At 28.6% G+C, this 20,030-nt stretch carries 14 protein-coding genes; all 14 read right to left on the bottom strand.

All coding sequences use genetic code 11. The features are described from left to right. Positions 1–24 precede the first annotated feature (24 nt). The 14 genes from IC175_RS13745 to IC175_RS13680 all read right to left on the bottom strand — a co-directional run bounded on the left by IC175_RS13745 (position 25) and on the right by IC175_RS13680 (position 19,887). A complete protein-coding gene (locus IC175_RS13745; protein WP_227434241.1) occupies positions 25–1,812 on the bottom strand; it encodes a UvrD-helicase domain-containing protein in 1,788 nt (595 codons plus the stop codon). A gap of 353 nt (positions 1,813–2,165) precedes the next feature. After that, positions 2,166–4,499 carry a diguanylate cyclase gene (locus tag IC175_RS13740; RefSeq protein WP_227851625.1) on the bottom strand — a complete coding sequence of 778 codons (2,334 nt, stop codon included), beginning with the start codon at positions 4,497–4,499 and terminating at the stop codon, positions 2,166–2,168. A gap of 346 nt (positions 4,500–4,845) precedes the next feature. Next, positions 4,846–5,652, bottom strand: a complete 807-nt coding sequence (locus tag IC175_RS13735; protein WP_227434239.1) for a response regulator — start codon at positions 5,650–5,652, stop codon at positions 4,846–4,848. Between the two features lie 4 nt (positions 5,653–5,656). Continuing rightward, on the bottom strand, positions 5,657–7,450 hold the full coding sequence (locus tag IC175_RS19690) for a histidine kinase (RefSeq protein ID WP_227434238.1): 1,794 nt from the start codon (positions 7,448–7,450) through the stop codon (positions 5,657–5,659). Positions 7,451–7,775: 325 nt separating this feature from the next. Continuing rightward, positions 7,776–9,317 (bottom strand): ribonuclease Y, encoded by a 1,542-nt coding sequence (gene rny, locus IC175_RS13725; RefSeq protein WP_227434331.1) that lies wholly within the window; start codon positions 9,315–9,317, stop codon positions 7,776–7,778. Positions 9,318–9,492: 175 nt separating this feature from the next. Beyond that, positions 9,493–10,539, bottom strand: coding sequence for a recombinase RecA (recA, locus tag IC175_RS13720; RefSeq protein WP_227434237.1), 1,047 nt, complete (start codon positions 10,537–10,539; stop codon positions 9,493–9,495). Positions 10,540–10,828: 289 nt separating this feature from the next. Next, on the bottom strand, positions 10,829–11,371 hold the full coding sequence (gene pgsA / locus IC175_RS13715; protein WP_227434236.1) for a CDP-diacylglycerol--glycerol-3-phosphate 3-phosphatidyltransferase: 543 nt from the start codon (positions 11,369–11,371) through the stop codon (positions 10,829–10,831). Then, on the bottom strand, positions 11,358–12,692 hold the full coding sequence (gene rimO, locus IC175_RS13710; protein WP_227851624.1) for a 30S ribosomal protein S12 methylthiotransferase RimO: 1,335 nt from the start codon (positions 12,690–12,692) through the stop codon (positions 11,358–11,360). Before rimO ends, pgsA begins: the two co-directional genes overlap by 14 nt. Next, positions 12,686–13,744, bottom strand: a complete 1,059-nt coding sequence (gene mnmH, locus IC175_RS13705) for a tRNA 2-selenouridine(34) synthase MnmH (RefSeq protein WP_227434234.1) — start codon at positions 13,742–13,744, stop codon at positions 12,686–12,688. The genes rimO and mnmH overlap by 7 nt, the downstream gene beginning before the upstream one ends. 2 nt (positions 13,745–13,746) lie before the next feature. After that, positions 13,747–16,158 carry an FtsK/SpoIIIE family DNA translocase gene (locus tag IC175_RS13700; protein WP_227851623.1) on the bottom strand — a complete coding sequence of 804 codons (2,412 nt, stop codon included), beginning with the start codon at positions 16,156–16,158 and terminating at the stop codon, positions 13,747–13,749. Positions 16,159–16,280: 122 nt separating this feature from the next. Next, a complete protein-coding gene (locus IC175_RS13695) occupies positions 16,281–17,015 on the bottom strand; it encodes a ClpP family protease (protein ID WP_227434232.1) in 735 nt (244 codons plus the stop codon). Positions 17,016–17,126: 111 nt separating this feature from the next. Next, positions 17,127–18,350: an aspartate kinase gene (gene dapG, locus IC175_RS13690; RefSeq protein WP_227434231.1), complete on the bottom strand. Its 1,224-nt coding sequence runs from the start codon at positions 18,348–18,350 to the stop codon at positions 17,127–17,129. Between the two features lie 9 nt (positions 18,351–18,359). Beyond that, positions 18,360–18,605, bottom strand: coding sequence for a YlmC/YmxH family sporulation protein (locus tag IC175_RS13685; RefSeq protein ID WP_003419503.1), 246 nt, complete (start codon positions 18,603–18,605; stop codon positions 18,360–18,362). A 34-nt stretch (positions 18,606–18,639) separates the two neighbouring features. Continuing rightward, positions 18,640–19,887, bottom strand: a complete 1,248-nt coding sequence (locus tag IC175_RS13680) for a M16 family metallopeptidase (RefSeq protein WP_227851622.1) — start codon at positions 19,885–19,887, stop codon at positions 18,640–18,642. Positions 19,888–20,030: the final 143 nt, after the last annotated feature.

Below are 20,030 nucleotides of genomic sequence, written 5' to 3'. Positions count from 1 at the left end.
AATTTTTTGAATTCAAAATATGTTTTATTCCCTATCTTCTTTTGATTCTGTAATAATTCTTATTATATCACTTGCATCTTCATTAAAGGTTGTTACTATACTTAGATAGTCAGTGGCCCTGCTCATAGCCAAATAAACCTTATTTAAATCACCTACAAAGTCATTTACTTGATAATCTTGCTCTGTATCATTTATTGTTTGATTATACAACATTTCTAACTCACATATTATTATCGCTTTATATTCTAAATTCTTTATTGTATATATATTTGCTATTGTCGTTCCTATCTTCTTACTTATGTTTGTTAAGTTATCTTCTGCACATATATAAGGAATTTGTGCTTCTTCTAATGCCTTTTTTAACATGTATTGAAAATAAATAGTTTTTCCACTTTTTAATTTCTTCTTATTATAAGGATATACAATAGCAACTTCAGAATAATCAAGACCTTTTTTGCTTATTAAATATTCGATTTCCCATATTACAGAACTTATTTGGTCATCTAAATCACTTACTTTTATTATATCAACCGACTTATTACCACCTCTAAGTGCTTTTGTATTAAAAAAAGTATTAAACTTTGTATTAGGTCTTAATTCATTAATATAAGCGTTAGAATTATTGGAAAAATTATTTGTAAAATCAACAATTTCTTTAGCTTGCCTATAATTTTTATTTAATATTATTTTATCATCAAACTCTATATTGCTGTATAGTTTCCTAAATATATTTAGTCTATTAAAGATATTTAAAGAGTTACAAGAATACACATTAAATATGAATTTTGTTTTATATAAAAACTCTCTTATAAAATCTATTTCATAATCTAAAAAACTTTCTGCTTCATCAATAAAAATCGCCTTAAACATATTTTTATTCTTTATAATGTTTTGTGCTTGCTTTACAAGATTATTAAATGTTTTTTCATAATCATTTTTTAACATATTATAGTCAATAATTAGATTATATTTTTTAGCTAATTTAAATATAAAGGAACTAAATGTATGAACTTCTAAATTGTTATTGTCTTTATATAATAATTCTATTCTTTCTCGAAGTTCATTACATAGTTGTTTTGTATGTGTAAATATTAGTAACTTATGATGTGGATATACTTTTGCCAGTTTTATAGCTCTAGAAAGCATATTTGCCGTTTTTCCTATACCAGAACCGCCTTCAATAAGTGTATTTCCATATTTAATAGAAATAGCATCTTTAATTTGAATTTCTTCCATCATAGTTGCTGTATACTTATAGTCATCATTATAGAAGGAAATTTTTTTAAATTTTTCGTTTAGGTGAAGTGTGTCATTTATTATATAGTATTCTGAACATATATCTAATAAAAATAAATTTAAATTTATTTCATCATTTTTTTCCTTAAGATATTCATCCAGTGAAGCACTAGCCATTATATCTTGAAGCTTATTTTTATCTATTATATTATTATTCACAAATTCTTCAAACTCATAAGCTTCGTCTACTTCAACATATGGCATAATGTAAACATAGTTATAGCTTATATTTCTATTCTTTTGTCCCATTTTTAGTTTCAAAAGCTCATATTCCTCATGCATAACTTCAAGTAACTCTTCTTCCAAAATAAAATATATGTCTTCTGTTGTATCCATAAATTTTATAAATAAAATTTTTCCATCTTTTACATACAACAAGTCAGTATTTATTCCTTTAAAAGGAGTAACTTTTGGCACTACTTTAACGTCCTTATTGATATTTTCGTAAAATACTTTCTCGAATTCTTTCAATTTCAGGGCGTCTAACTGAGAGTTTATATTTATGTATTGGCTCACTTATATTACCTCCTTCTGTTATAACTAATTATACCATTTTAAACTATATTTTTATATATACTTTTTATAGGCAAATTTCGTAAACAAATTCAAAATAAGTACAAATAAATACAAAACTATTAAAGAAAAATTGCAATAAGTATAGATATATATAAATATAAAATTCTTTATGATAAGCACTGACAAAATAAACTTCAGAATTAATTTTTTAAATAATAAATAAAATCTACTCTAAAAAGGTAAAATTTCTTTAACTAGTGACTTATATTACTTAATTATATAAAAATTAACGAACAAAAAATTTTAAAACCTGCTAAAAAATAATTCATTCATATTAGCAGGTTTTATTTAAATTATCTTCCTACAAAAACATTAAAGTTTGATATATTTGTGTAAACTGCATAAAAAACAGGGTAACGATTTTGGTATAGTTCATTTACAAACTTACCTTGCATTCTCACAGGGAAATAGTGACCATCTATATGACGGAAGTTAAAAATCACTTCAAAAGTTTCTCTCTTAGGTATTGCTTTATTCAGTGTATCAAGTACAACCTGTAAATCCTCTGGTGATATAGGTGAAAGTACATCAAAATCTTTGGATGAAACATTTCTAGCTGAATAACCAGTAAACTCAAGCATTTTTTGATTAAAGTAAAGTAGTTTCAAATTTTCCATACAAGCAAATTTTGCAATACCATCAGTAGACATCTCCAACAATAACTTTACATCTCTAGTGTCTATATTAAATGCTATACCATCAATAGAATCATCCCCAAAAATATGGAAAGAATTTTTTCCATGACCCTTTGTATAGTAAAGTGCTTGGTCTGCTTTTTCATAGAGTTCAGAATACTTACAGCCATGCTCAGGATATATTGCCACACCAATGCTACATGAAATAGAAAATTCTTCATGTTCAGCAAAACGTTTCTGGTTAATCTTAGAACAAAAACGCTCTAATTTATCCATAATTACATAATTACTGCTATTGAAATCTTTTATCAACACAACAAATTCATCTCCACCAATACGCCCAACAATATCATCTTCACGAAATTGAGACTTTAATTCTAATGCAAATTCACTTATAATAAAATCTCCAAATGCATGACCATATCTATCATTTACATTTTTGAAATCATCAATATCAAAAATCAGAAAAATATGTTCTGAATTTTGATTTTTATCACTTTTTAAAAATGTACTAATAAAGTCCTCTGTTACTCCCTTATTATAAAGACCAGTAAGAGAATCACGTTGTGAACGCTCAAGAAGCAGCAATTCTCTATTTTTTTCTTCATCTATATTTTCACGATAAGAAATCATGCGAACAGATTCATCTGATGTCCAAAAGAAAATTCTGGCAGTAATCCTCATCCAATGATAATTTTCTTCATCTCTTTTAATTAAAAAGTCATAACTTATGTTATTGATTCCACTATTATAACACTTAAGAACATTTTCAGGTAAAAATGTATCTAAATAACCTTGTGCATACTCTTCTTTAATTTGTCCTTTAGCAATTATATATAGTGCTTCATCATATGGTGTGCTAAGACTTAAGCCAAACTCTTTAAAATATCGATTTGCATCTTCACAACCAGCTTTGTTATTAGTAACATCAATCTCAAAAATATTTTCATAGAGATCTTCAGTAGATTTACTCAATAACTTTTGATACTCTAGTTTCTGAGAAGAGCTGAGATTAATTATTTGTTGCTTGTATTTCTTAAGCACACGTGTAATTGTAAAAAGTACAAACATTATAATTAAAATTATAATTGCAATCCCTTTTAAAAACTGTATTTGAAGTTGTCTACTCATTGAAGTCAAATCATTTTCCAAAACAAGATGCCATTTTAAGCTTGGGATATACTGATATACAACATAACTTTTTAATTTTTCTGATGAATTCCAAAAACTATTCTGTTCTTTTTTATTGCTCAAGATTAAATCTTTTGAAGCAGATAAATTACTACTTTCGTCTTCAAATAAATTAACATGTTCATATCCTGTTTCCTCAGATGATAATTGAACAAATCCTTTATCATCAATTAGACGTGCTACAACATCAAACTTTTCATCATATTCTTTAAGTAACATTTGTAATGAGTCAACTTTTAATCCAACCCCAATAATTCCCATAGTTGATCCATTATCATCTTTTATCTTACAATTTACAAATACAGTAATACTATTATTACTCGCCTCATCATTATCAACATTTAATGAATATTCTTCATCCTGTTTTAAAAAATCATAATACCACTGATTCTCTGAGTTGTCAGCACTAAGTGTTCTATCAAGTCCATTAAAATGATAATAATTATTTGTCTTGGTTGAAACTAAAAAAACAGAATCATAGGAATATTTATTTCTGTATGTATTTAAGTAATCCTGTAATTTATAAACAAAGTTCCTATCATTTATATATTCTTTCTCACTAGTTAAAAAATTTTTTAATAGACTATCATTGGCCATGGTAAGTGATACATTTATAGGTTGTGAAAGAAGTTTATCTATCTGATAATAAATACCTTCAGCAGCCAATGTAGATACGTGTTCAATATCATTTTTAAAAATATTAGTATTAGATTGGTACCCAATCACAGATGTAGCTATAAAACCAATAGTAATAATAACGCAAACAATAACATTTGTATGTAAAAGTGTATTTTTTTTCATCATGTATCCTCTCTTTCATCATCACTTTGGCTCATTGTATTCTCAACTTTTTAGTGCTTACAATATAATTAATTTTAATCAGCAAACTATCTCAAAAACTTAATTTTATTTCAAATATTAAATTTCATAAATCAACATTAATGCATAGATATTACATGTAAAAACATATAAATTGCTCATCTAAATCATTTTTAATAATATAAATCTATTATATAATTTTTATTTATTATTATATATTTTTAATATTCCTATAATATATTAATATAATCGATAATGCACATCCAAAGCACATCAACAAAACAAAAAACTTAAGAACTTCTGCTGTATAAAAACATATTATCTATCTTTAACAATTATAATTAAAAGTTTTTTGATACAGCATACCTGTAGTTAATTCTGCCCAACTGTAATTTGTCATGTATTCTCCAGCATATGTGTTAATTGCCATCATATCCCACCTTAACATATTATAATAATCACAATCAAATTTTGTAATATCTACTGCAAGGCTATTCCATTTTTTAATAACTATATATTCAATTTTTGCATCCTTTATGGTTTTCATCAGATGTGATATAACAGTTTGCGTTTGATTTTGCAAAGAACGATTGTATTCTTTGTCTTCCCAAAGTACTGCTGCAATTTCAGCAATAGTCACACTTGCTCCTTTCCTATCTACTAAATAAGCTAGTAATTCTTTTGATTTTGCTCTAGTAAAAGTTAATGGCTTTTCATCTACAAATACCTCAAAGTTACCAAATGTATGAATAAATATATGGCTCTTATGGTTCAAAACAACAGGAGAACGTAAATTTTCTATTTCTTTCTGAATTCCTTCTATTGTAACAGGCTTTAGAAGATATCCACTGGCATGCATTGAAAATGCATCTAACGCATATTCTGAATAACCAGTTACAAAAATAATATTTATGTTTGGTAAAATTTCTTTTGCTAGACATGCAAACTCTAGTCCATTCATACCGTACATCTCAATGTCAAGAAATGCAATATCTACAAAATTTCTTTTTAAATACTCTAGCGCCAACTTAGGTTCATCAAAAAGAGTAACTTTTTCAATACCAGAAATATATGTTAATTTTTCATTCAAATTTTTAAGAGCAATTTGCTCATCATCTACGACAATTATATTCATAATTTTACCCCTTTCTAATAGGAATGATTATTGTTGCTATTGTACCTTTTCCTATACCACTTTCTATATTTAGAATTCCATTACATTGTGTCTCTAATCGTCTTTTTACATTTTGAATACCAACATGGCTTTTTCCATCATTAACTCTTTCAAAGGGTTGGAAACCTACTCCATCATCTTTTATAACAATATAAATGTTATTTTCATCCTTGAATGTTGATACTATAATTGTTCCCCCTTCTTTTTGTTTTGTAACACCATGTCGTATCGCATTTTCAACAATTGGTTGTATAGTGAGAACAGGAATAAAAAAATCAGTAATTGTAAGCTCATAATGTATTTTTATACGCTCTCCAAAGCGTAATAACTCTATGTACAAATAATTTTTTAAATGAGCTAATTCTTTTTCAAATGGAATTAGCTTTTTTTGTGTAAGAGAATCCATATTTCCACGAAGATAAGAAGAAAATTTTTCTACTGCATGAACTGCCATGTTAGAATCATGTTTACACAAATATTGGATAGTGTTAAGTGCATTATATAAAAAATGAGGCTGTATTTGACTAAGCATTATAGAAATACGATTTTCCATCAATTCTCCCTCTAATCTCTGTTGAAACTTTTCCTTTCTCTTGATAGATAGCATCATATGCCCAATCTGTAATACAATAGTGGTTAGAAAACCTGTACAAAAAAATGGTAGACTTCTAATGTATATAGTATAATAATTTGCTATTTCTGCAATACCACCTATAGTTGCTGGTAGATAAGCAAACAAAGCAATCTTAGCATCAGATTCTCTGTATATAATAATTTCAATAACCAAGAACCCCATACCAAGTAATACAATTAGAATACAGATGCTATTTTGTAAAATCAGAAACTCATGCAAATCATAAATATGAAGTATTTGGAGAATAACACAAAGTAGTATGATAGTCATAATTAAATACACACATAAATTTATAACGTTCAATCTCCACTCAGTTAAGTAAGTAGACAAATAAAGTATACAAAAAGTTGGAAGTAAAAACTGCGACAGTAATTCCAAAATACTGACAAGAGTTGGAGATTGGATAATAAGAGTAAGTATATTAAAATCTGCTAAACACCAAATTCCTCCAAATATAGCAAAACATGATAACAAAAAAATCTGACGTGTTAGCTCACTTTTCAAAAAAAACAAAATGATACTTGCAATTAGACCAAATAAGCCAAAAGATATTGTTAACATAGTAAATATAAGACCAATCCTGTTTTCGTGGAGTATACTAACAATTAAATCGCCCTTGGAGCCAATCTGCATTTCATCAAAAAAACATACTAATTGTAATGCTCGCCCACTAGGGTACACTCGTTGTATATTTATCTCAACTAAATCGTCAACCGATATTCCATCAGATTTAAAACCTGTCCAAAGATGACCTGTAGACTTTGTTAGTGCATTTTCTCTACCTTCTTGTATGGAAAATACCTCTTTATTAGATACACGAATATCAACTTTTAGATGGCTGATATGTAGCAAAAGTGTCTCTCCAGCTGGAATATTTCTGCTAAAATGTCCACGCAAATAAATAGACTCTTTTCTTATATCATTCAATGAGTCAACATTGATAAACGGCTGAAGATTTTCAGAATTAGATGTTCTAAATTCTCCAATAAATGAAACTGGAATAAGATTGCTTCGAGGATTTGAATGTTTATCTGATTTAAAAGCACAAACAAACAACAGTATTACTGATAAAGTTAGTAATACTGGTAAATAATACATATACCATCTAGATGTTTTCTTTTCCACAATAGTTTCCTCCATAAAATATATGTATATCTTTTATATATTTGAATATATAAAAAAATTATATAACCTAAAAATATTTATTTAGATATAATAGATTATTTTATCACTTCATTATATCAAACAAACTTAAATAATTATACAAACAATGTGTATATAAGGATTAATTTTATTAATTCTTTATAATTAATATTTATCAGCCTTATAATTATTTCAAATTATATCATTTTATACCTTGAAAATTAAAAAGCCACAGGATAAATTATTAAATCCTGTGGCAAATCTAAATTTTTAAAAATATTTTTATTATCATTTAGATATTTATATTTTATTTTGCATATTCTATAGCTCTTGTTTCTCTTATTATACTTACTTTTATTTGTCCAGGATATTCAAGTTCATCCTCTATTTTCTTAGTCATATCTCTAGCTAATAAGTGTATTTCTTCATCATTTATAGCTTCTGGTTTTACCATTATTCTAATTTCTCTACCAGCTTGTATAGCAAATGATTTTTCTACACCTTCGTATGAATTAGCTATTTCTTCTAGTTTTTCAAGTCTCTTAATATAAGCTTCTAAAGTCTCTCTTCTAGCACCAGGTCTAGCAGCTGATATTGCATCTGCTGCTGTAACTAATACAGCTTCTACTGTTTGAGGTTCATAATCTCCATGATGTGTACTCATAGCATGTATAACTTCTTTAGATTCCTTATAACGTCTAAGTAAATCCATACCTATTTCAACATGTGTACCTTCCATTTCATGGTCTACAGCCTTACCTATATCATGTAACAAACCAGCTCTCTTAGCTAATCTAATATCTGCACCTATCTCAGCAGCCATTATACCAGCTATATGAGCAACTTCTATAGAATGTTTAAGAACATTTTGTCCATAACTAGTTCTATAATTAAGTCTACCTAATAATCTTATTAATTCTGGATGAATTCCATGTACACTAGTTTCAAATGCAGCTTGTTCACCATATTCTTTTATAATATTGTCAACTTCTTTTCTCGCTTTTTCAACCATTTCTTCAATTCTAGCTGGATGTATTCTTCCATCTGCTATTAACTTCTCTAGAGCAATTCTTGCAATTTCTCTTCTTATTGGATCAAATCCTGATAAAATTACTGCTTCTGGAGTGTCATCTATTATAAGGTCTATCCCTGTTAAAGTTTCTAGAGTCCTTATATTTCTACCTTCTCTACCTATTATTCTACCCTTCATTTCATCATTAGGTAAGCTTACTACTGTAACAGTAGTTTCAGCTACGTGATCTGCTGCACATTTTTGAATTGCATATCCTATAATTTCTCTTGATTTCTTATCAGCTTCTTCTTTAGCTTGACCTTCTATCTCTTTTATCATTATAGACATTTCACGTCTTACATCTCTCTCAGCATTTGTTAAAATAATTTCTTTAGCCTTATCAGATGTAATTCCTGATATGCTTTCTAATTTTTCCAATTGTTGAGTTTTTATTACTTCAACTTCTTCTTCTTTCTTTTCAACTGTCTTTAATTTTTCACTTAAATTTACTTCTTTAGATTCTAAATTTTGTAATTTTCTATCTAAGACTTCTTCTTTTTGTACTACTCTTTTTTCATACTTTTGTACTTCTGTTCTTCTTTCTTTGTTTTCTCTTTCAGCTTCTGTTCTCCATTTATGGATCTCTTCTTTAGCTTCTAATAACTTTTCTTTCTGTACTGTTTCTGAGTCGTGGTGTGCTTTATCTATTATTTCTTTGGCCAAGTTTTCAGCTTGTCCAATTTTTGCTTCAGATATATTTTTTCTAACAAAATATCCAGCTATAATACCAACAGCTGCACCTATTACAATCATTACTACACTATCTATGACATCCACCTCCTTCGTTAATAATCCCAAAATGTCATCACTATGATTAAAAAATATTCCTAATAATTAAAATTAAATTTAGATATTTTATCCTCACTTAATTTTATAATTTTTTCAACATTGTGTCAAGCTAATAGGGAGCGTGGTATGTCCTTATTTAATAGTTATTTTTTTATATTTTCACTTATTTTTCAACAACTTCTTCTGATACCAAAGTACCGGCTTCTTCACTAACCTCATTTAAATTGTAAAATGTTCTAACTTTTTCATCTATTTCATTAGTTAAATCCATATTATCCTCTAGGAATTTTTTTACGTTTTCTCTTCCTTGTCCAAGTTTAGTGTCATTGTAACTATACCATGAGCCTGATTTTTTAACTATATCTATGTCAGCAGCTATATCTAAAAGATCTCCAATTTTTGATATACCTTCTCCATACATTATATCAAATTCAGATTGTTTAAATGGTGGTGCTACTTTGTTTTTAACAACCTTAACTCTTGTTCTGCTTCCTATAACCTTGTCACCTTGTTTTATTGTGTCTATTTTTCTAACATCCAATCTAACAGATGAATAGAACTTTAATGCACGTCCTCCAGTAGTCGTTTCTGGATTTCCAAACATTATTCCTACTTTCTCTCTTAATTGGTTTATAAATATAGCAACACAATTTGATTTTTTAATCGAACCAGTTAATTTTCTAAGTGCTTGAGACATAAGTCTAGCTTGTAAACCTACATGAGAATCACCCATATCTCCGTCTATTTCTGCTTTTGGAACCAATGCTGCAACTGAATCTATTACTATTATATCAATTGCACCACTTCTTATTAATGCCTCTGCTATTTCTAAGGCTTGCTCTCCTGTATCTGGTTGAGATATGATTAGATTATCAACATCCACACCCAATGCTTTTGCATATACTGGGTCAAGCGCATGTTCAGCATCTATAAATGCAGCTATTCCTCCATTTTTTTGAGCTGATGCTACACAACTAAGTGCAACAGTCGTCTTACCAGAAGATTCAGGACCATATATTTCAACTATTCTCCCTCTAGGTAGACCTCCTATACCAATAGCTATATCTAAACCAATTGCTCCTGTTGATATAACATCTATAGACATAGACGTTGCTTCTCCCAATTTCATTACTGAACCTTTACCAAAATCTTTTTCAATTTTACCTAAAGCTTCATTCAACGCTTTTAATTTTTCTTGATCTACACTCATCTCTATACCATCCCTTCATTTATCTACAAACATTTGTTCTCTTGTTATATATTAATTATATAACATAAATCAAACCTAGTCAATTTAAAAACGCTCCTAATGATTATATTTTTATTTGCTACATTTTATTTATAAACCATTATCAATAATTATATACACAAAAGAAAATATTCCTAAAAAAGAAAAGAGATATACTATTATAGTATACCCTTTTTTACATTTTTAAAATTTTAAGTTGCTATTTTTTATTTATTAATCAATCAATTTATGATTATTAAATGATAAGATTCTATTTAGAAGACATGAAAAGTTCTTTATTTTTATATAGGTATTCCCATCCAGAATATAAAGTAAGCAGTGTTGCTATAAGTATAAGAATTCCACCTATATTTAGTATTAATTCATTTTCAAACTGAGCCCCTAACAATAAAATTACTACTGATATCATTTGAGTTATCGTTTTAAGCTTTCCACTGCCACCAGCTGCTATTACTTTTCCATCAGCAGCTGCTATAGCCCTCAATATGCTAACTGTAAGTTCTCTAGCTACTATTATAATTACCATCCAACTACTTACAAGACCATCTTCTATCATACATGTAAGTGCTGAGATTACTAATAACTTATCTGCTAATGGGTCCATAAACTTCCCAAAATCAGTAACTAAGTTATACTTTCTAGCTATCTTTCCATCTAGTGCATCAGTAATTGAAGCTACTATAAAAATAATACAAGCTAATAAAAACTTGTTCGGTACATTAAATAACATTATTAAAACAAATACTGGAATTAAAAATATTCTAAACAAAGTTAATTTGTTAGGCAAGTTCATATACAACATCTCCCATTAAATCGTATTCCATTGCATCATTTATTTGAACACTTACGAATTCTCCTACTTCAAGATTATATACACTTTTTACATATACTATACTATCAATTTCTTCTGCATCACCCTGTGTTCTTCCTGTATATACATTATTTTCTATTTGCTCTTCTATAAGGACTTCATATGTTTTTCCTATTTTTTTATCATTAAGTTCTTCAGATATTTTTTGTTGAATCATCATTAAAGTATCTCTTCTTTGTATTTTTACTTCTTCATCTATATGATTTGGTAATTTATCTGCTGGTGTATCTTCTTCTCTTGAATATGCAAATGCACCTAGCCTATCAAATTTAACTTCTTTGACAAAATCTACAAGCTGTTTAAAATCTTCTTCTGTTTCACCAGGAAAACCTACTATTATCGTAGTTCTAAGTATAGCATCTGGTATATTCTTTCTTATAAGTTTAATTTTATTTAATATATCCTCTTTACTAGTTTTTCTATTCATTAACTTTAAAATACTGTTACTTGCATGTTGTATTGGCATATCAAAATAGCTACATATATTATCATGTTCTTTTATAACTTTAATCAGTTCTTCTGTTATTGATTCTGGATATGAGTACATGACTCTTATCCATTTAAACCCATTTATCTTTGCAAGCTCTTCTAAAAGTTCTGGTAATCTTTCTTTACCATATAAATCAAAACCATACTTTGTAGTATCTTGAGCTATAACTACGAGTTCTTTTACTCCAGATTCAGCCAATTTATTCGCTTCTTTAATTATATCTTCAAATTTTCTACTTCTATATTTACCTCTAAGCTTAGGTATTATACAATAAGTACAATTATTGGAACATCCCTCTCCAATTTTTAAGTATGCCATATAGCTAGGTGTAGATAGATATCTTGGTAAGTCCTCATTAAATACAAACTCTATATCATCAAGACTTACAATTTGATGTTTCTCACTCAAATCTTTAAGTATGTCATCTATATTTTGGTAGCTTCCTGTACCAACTATTGCATCTATTTCTGGAATTTCAGTTTTTAATTCCTCAGAGTATCTTTGAGCTAGACATCCTGTTACTATCAATAGCTTTAGATTACCAGTCTGTTTTAATTCTGCAAATTCTATTATCGTATCAATTGATTCCTGCTTAGCTGACTCTATAAACCCACAAGTATTTACTATAATTACATCAGCTTCTTCAAAATCTCCTATTAATTTATAACCCTTTTTATTTAAAATTCCCATCATTATTTCTGCATCCACCAAATTTTTTGAGCATCCTAATGATTCTAATGCTATCTTTAACATTTTTTCTCTCCTTCCAATATGCTCTCATATAAGCCTATAACATCTTCTAGGGCTTTTTGTGTGTCATCAAAATTTACAATTTTATTGTACTTATATTTTTCCACTGAATGCATATAAAGTGGGTCGTAATATTCTATAAGATATTTTTTTACAAGCTCTTCATATTTACCTGATTCTAATAAATCAATATATCCATCTACTTCTTTATGACCCAATCTTTTTCTGAATTTATTTATACACTCTTTTAAAACCAATATATTATCTTCACCTTTACCATAAATATAATCTCTACAAAGCCTATTGACTCTATTATCAATATCACATTCCAGTAGTATATGATACCCATCTCGTATCATTGCATCGAAGATTTCATTAGGAACTATGACACTTCCAACTCGCTTACTTTCACTTTCAACAAATATATAATCCTTCTTTGAGAAAAATATACTTTCAAATAAATTAGTTTCAAAGTTCTTTTGAGATGGTGGCTTCTCATCAAATGTTATAAAACCAAAGGTTGAACCACTATTTTTAGCTATACCTTCTAAATCTAATACATCTATTTCTTTTTTCTTCAATAAATGCAATAAATCAGTCTTTCCTGAACCAGTTAATCCATGCACAGATATAAAGTTCTTTGTATTCATTATATTTCTTAAGTAATCCAATACAAAGTTTCTGTAAGCCTTATATCCACCTTCAAGTTGATAAACATTTACACCTAATGATGACAATACATTTACTATACTTCCACTTCTCATTCCGCCTCTTGCACAATATATGACGATATTATCATAATTTGCTGCAAGCTCTGCTGCCTGTAAATATATATCCTTTAGCTTATATGATACATAATCAAATCCTTTTTGTATTGCTTCATGTTTTCCCTGCATCTTATAAATAGTTCCGACTTCATTATGCTCATTGTTTTTAAAAAGAGGCATATTAAAAGCATTTAATATATGGTCTTCTTCATATTCCCCTTCTGTTCTTACATCTACAAAAACTACTTTTTCTAGCTTAAGTGCTTTTTCTATTTCTATAACTGACAATTCTATTCACCTTCTAAATTCTGCAAATCTTGTTTGCTTATTAGTACCTTTCTCGGTTTGCTTCCCTCGCTAGCTCCAATTATACCTCTTTCTTCCATAGAGTCAATAAGTCTAGCCGCTCTATTAAATCCTATTTTAAATCTTCTTTGCAACATAGAAGCAGATGCTTGACCACTATCTACAACAAATTCTATTGCCTCACTTAAAAATTCATCCTCATCACTAGATTTTGATGTGTTAACTTTAGATATAGTTTCAATTATATCTTCCTCATACTTTATTCCATCCTTAACTTGGTCTTTTACAAAATCAATTACTCTTTCTGACTCACTTTCTGATATAAATGCACCTTGAAGTCTAACTGGTTTTGCCGCTCCAAGTGGGTAAAATAGCATATCACCTTTACCTAAAAGTTTCTCTGCTCCACCCATATCAAGTATTGTTCTTGAATCAGTTTGAGATGACACTGCAAATGCTATTCTAGATGGTATATTAGCTTTTATAACACCCGTTATGACATCAACAGATGGTCTTTGTGTAGCTACAATCAAGTGCATTCCAGCAGCTCTGGCCATCTGAGCTAGTCTACAAATATAATCCTCTACATCATTTGCGCTTGCCATCATTAAATCTGCTAACTCATCTATTATTATTACTATTTTAGGTAATTTTTCCTCTGATTTTTCATTATAACTTGTTACATCTTTTACTTGAGCATCTGCAAATAATTTATATCTTCTATTCATTTCTGTCACTGCCCAGTTTAAAGCATTAGCAGCTTTTTTAGGGTCTGTAACTACAGGTATCAGAAGATGTGGTATTCCATTATAATTTGCAAGTTCAACTACCTTTGGGTCTATTAAAAGTAATTTTACTTCATCAGGGTTTGCCTTATATAATATACTACTTATCAAAGTGTTTACACAGACACTCTTTCCTGAACCTGTAGAACCAGCTATAAGTAAATGTGGCATCTTACCTATATCTCCAATTATAATTTTACCTGCTACATCTTTTCCAAGTCCCATTGCAAGAGGTGAATCAAAATTATTAAACTCTTCACTTTCTAGAACTTCTCTTACTCCAACCATTTGAGCTTCCTCATTTGGAACCTCTATTCCAATTGCACTTTTCCCAGGGATTGGTGCTTCAATTCTTATACTTTTAGCTGCTAAACTCAAAGCTATATCATCAGTTAAGTTTACAATTTTACTTACTTTAACCCCTGGACTTGGTTGTATCTCATATCTTGTTATAGTCGGACCAACTGTAACTTGATTAATCTTTGCTTCCACTCCAAAATCTGAAAGTGTCTTTTCTAAAAGAGAGGCATTTTTTAAAACCTTCTTTTTGCCATTTTCATCAGATTTTTTATTTACTTTATTTAAAAGTTCAACACCAGGTTTTTTATAATTTGAATAGTCTTCATTATTTGACTCTGATACAATGCTTATTGGTTGAGTTTTTTCTACAGCTAAATTAGATTTGCTTATATCAACTTTCTTTTCTGGTTTAGTCTCTACAACTGAATTTTCATTTGTAGCTTTCTGTAACTCTTTTAAAACATCTAGTTCTGGCATACTTTGAGTTCCTTCTAATATTTCTAAATATTCATCTTCTGCCTTGTTAAAACCAACTATTTTAATAGTTTTATCGTCTACACCATCACCATTTTCTTCTTCTAAATATTCATCTTCTTCATCTTCATTGTCACGACCTTTTGACATTAGCCCTTTAAAAAATCCAGGCTTCTTGTTTACAGTAGTATCATCCACTTCATCAGTTATCATATCTATTGCAGATTTTTTCATATTTGAAATTTTATCTTTAAAAGTTAAATTACTGTCTTTTGATGTTTTAGATTTTGACTTTGCATTTGATACCAAGTCTTTTATAGAAATATTAAATATAAACATTATAGAAAGTATAAGAGCAAATATACTTATTAGCCATCCACCTGCTATACCAAATATTTTACTCATATAATACGCAATGGTTGTTGCTATTAAACCACTACCTTGTCCACTTACACCCAATTTCATAACATCATCAAACATATTACCTTTTAGTGGGCTATCTACAGGAAGAGTTCCTGCATTTAACAATCCATAAAATACAAAAATAAATAAAATAATTATGTAGTATAATTTAGTCTTTCTCAGTCTATATATATATTCATTTCCATCAAAAAATCCTAGAAGTCCTGTTATAATTACTATAAATGGTATTGCTATGGAAAGTCCTCCAAATAATCCTTTAAAGAGATTTTGCATTATCACAGGTATCCATCCCATAGAATTAGAATTTAAACTATATAATAAAAATACACCTATAAATATGGTTATCAAATTATGATATTCTGCATTAAAGCTTAAGGTATTTACCTTCTTTTTTTTCTTCTTTTTCGTGGCCATTAATATCACTCCTTATTTTTAGCAAGTTTTACCCCTTCATAGCAAAAAGTGCTAATGCCTTAACACTAACACTCCTACTTTATTACATCATTATATCATAAATTTTATTATTTAAACAAATTTTAATCATTATTTTTTTCTTCCTCTGACTCTTTTATAAGCTCTTTTAATTTTTTAATAGCATCTTTTAATCCACCAACTTCATCTATAAGCCCATAATCTACAGCTTCTTTTCCTATTAGAACACTACCCACATCACTTATAAGCTCATCTTTCTCATGCATAAGTTTATCAAGTATATCTCTTTCGATATTAGATGTTCTTATGATAAATTGAATTATTCTCTCTTGCATCTTTTTAAAATACTCGAAAGTTTCATTTATACCTATTACAAGTCCAGTTGTTCTTACAGGATGTATAATCATTGTTGCAGTTGGAGCTATAAATGAGTAATCACCAGCAGTAGCAAGAGGAACACCTATACTATGACTTCCCCCTAATACAAGAGTAACTACTTTTTTGGATGTACTATTTAAAAGTTCTGCAATAGCTAGACCTGCCTCAATATCTCCTCCAACAGTATTTAAAACAACTAGTACTCCTTTAACATCATTACTTTCTTCAATTGAATAAAGCATTGGAATTATATGTTCATACTTCGTAGCTTTTTTCTGAGGATTTCCTATAAAATGACCTTCAATTTCTCCAATTATAGTTATACATTGGGTATCTTTAGGAGGCTGAGGAGGCATCTCACTAGTGCCAAATTGTTTTATACATTCTCTTTCCTCACAGCTAGAATCTCTTCTACAATTATCTTTATCAAATGTTTCATTATCATCTTTATAATCTTTCATAAAAAAACTCCTATCAAAATATATTTAACTTAGTTTTACCAAATAAATCAAATATATTAAGATATAAGCAAAATTATTAAATTTTGAATAAAAGTAATTGTATTACGATTCTTATTTTACATAAAATTGTTGGTGTATTGCATGTACTGCTGTATGCATATCTTCTTCACTAACTAAACAAGATATAGTCATATTTGAATCTGATGTTTGTAAAAGAGATACTCCTGCTTTTGATAACCCTCTAACTACTTTTGACATGATACCAGACATTTCATCAGCTATTCTTGAACATATCAATGTTACTTTAGCACAATCTCTATTTACTTCATAATCTAATTCAAATTTATCTAGTATTTCTTTTAATTCTTTTATATCAGCATCTTCAATAACAAAGGCTTTTTCTGATATAAAGAAATTTATCATATCTATATTTATAAGTTTCTTTTCTATTTCATTTAATACTTCTGTAAACACTTCTTCTGCTGATTTAATCTTAACTTGAGCAACACTATCTTTATTTGCAACAGCAACTTTAAGGTCTTTTTCTTGTTCATATTCTATATTTTGTTCTAAATGCTTACATAAAGAACCTATTTTTGTACCTTCAAAAGTTGGATTCATTGTATTTTTTATTGCTAGAGTTATATTTCCACTTTTAGCCAACTGTACTGCTCTTGGATGTATTACCTTAGCTCCTTTATCTGCCATTTGAAATACTTCTTCATAATCTATAAAACTCAATACTTTAGCATTTGGTTCTACTCTAGGGTCTGCAGTCATTATACCATCTACATCAGTGTAAATTTCAACTGTCTCACATTCTAAAGATTTACCAATAGCAACTGCTGATGTATCACTTCCACCTCTTCCAAGAGTCGTTACTTCACCATCATCTGTTACACCTTGAAATCCAGCTATAACAACAACTTTACCATCATCTAATGCTCTTTTTACCTTTTTAGGGTTTATATATTTTATTTTTGCATTAGAATACTCATCACTTGTAATTATACCTGCTTGTTGACCAGTAAAGAAAACAGATTCTATACCTTTTGCATTTAATAAATTAGCAAGAACTGTCCCTGATATTATTTCACCACAAGACATTATTAAATCAAGTTCTCTTTTATTTGGTTCGTCATTTACTGAATTACATAGATTTATAAGTGTATCTGTGGCATATGGAGCTCCCTTTCTACCCATTGCTGAAACTACTAATACTAATTGTAACTCTTCATCATTATCTCTGTATGCTTTTACTATTTTACATACTTCATTCATTTTTTCATATGATTCTACTGATGTCCCACCAAACTTTTGCACTAAAATACTCATTTTTTCCTCCTAAATATATCCCTCATATTCTATAATTATCATATCATTGCCTATTTTTTTTACATTTCTCCATGGAACTTCTAAAAATGACTTATCTTTTCTTCTGGCAAAAAAGCCTTTTTCTTTTGGAATTAAAAGCGCCAATATCCCGCCTGTAGTTTCATCTAGTATAAGGTCACACTCTCCAATAACTCCTAATCTTTCTCCTGTGACTAAGTTAACTATTTCCTTACCTGCTATTTCAGATAAATTCATATTTTATACCTCCAGAGATTTACTTTTTAAGATATTAATCCAAGTGCAGAATATCTTCTACATCTCTTCCCACTATACATGTACCAATATTTTCTATATTGAATACCTTATCAACAACTTTTTTTACTGAATTAACATCAACATTATTTATACATTCAAGTATTTCATCTGTAGTTTTAACTTTTTTACTCAATAACATAGATTTACCAGTAGACATCATTCTACTGCTAGTACTTTCTAAATCCAATATATAATTACCTTTTAGTTGCTCCTTACTTTCAAATATTTCTTTTTCTGTAAGATAATTTTTTCTTATATTTTCAATTTCTTCTTTTATTAAATTATAAACATCTTGTAAATTTTCTGTACTCATACTTGCAAATATACCCAATTCACCACATTTTCTGTATAGTGTTTGTGACGAATATATTGAATATACTAACCCTTTTTCCTCCCTTATCTTCTGAAAAAGTCTTGAGCTTATACTTCCACCAAAAATATTGTTTACCACTGCCATTGAATAAACTTCATCATCATTTTCAAATGGAATACCTTTTAAACACATAGCCAAATTTACCTGTTCAGTATCTTTATTTTTTGATATAAAACAAGGATTAAACGTAGCCTCAGTTACGTCTATATTTAAATTTCTCTTTTTCCAGTTTCCAAATTTAGATTTAAGTTTATCTACCATATCATCAAAGTCAAAGTTTCCAACTATAGAAATGACTGCATTATTTGGAATATAATATTTGTTTAAGTACTCTAACATAGATTCCTTAGTTATATTGTATAGAGAATCTTTTGTCCCAATTATATTCATCCCTAAACCATCATTAGCATATATATTTTCGACTAATAAATCATAAGATAAATCGTCTGGAGAATCTTCATACATCTTAAGTTCCTCCAGTATTATAAGTCTTTCCTTATCTATATCATTTTTATCAAATCTAGAATTTAGTATCATATCACTTAATACATCTATTCCTGTATCTATATGCTCATCTATTAATTTTACATAATAACATGTACATTCTTTACTTGTAAATGCATTGATTTGCCCACCTAAATTGTCAATTGTGCTAGCAATCTCTTTTGAGGTTCTATTTTTGGTTCCTTTAAACATCATATGTTCTATAAAATGAGAAGTTCCACTTACCTCTTCTTCTTCTATTCTAGACCCTGCATTTATCCAAATACCTAATGTTATTGACTTTAGATATGGTATTTCTTCACCAATTATTGTAAGCCCATTTTCCAGTATTTTTGTCTTATACATTACATTCTCCTAAAAATTTATTCTTTATTTTACATTGGATTATTGAAAACACTATGTTCTAATTCTATTTATTTTTATATGTATTACATTATAAGTCAGTCTTTTAATTAATTCAACTACAACTTATACAATCTTAATCAAAT

It is taken from the genome of Clostridioides sp. ES-S-0123-01 (assembly GCF_020658415.1).
GTDB lineage: Bacteria > Bacillota > Clostridia > Peptostreptococcales > Peptostreptococcaceae > Clostridioides.
This window is presented reverse-complemented; position numbering and strand designations above follow the sequence as displayed.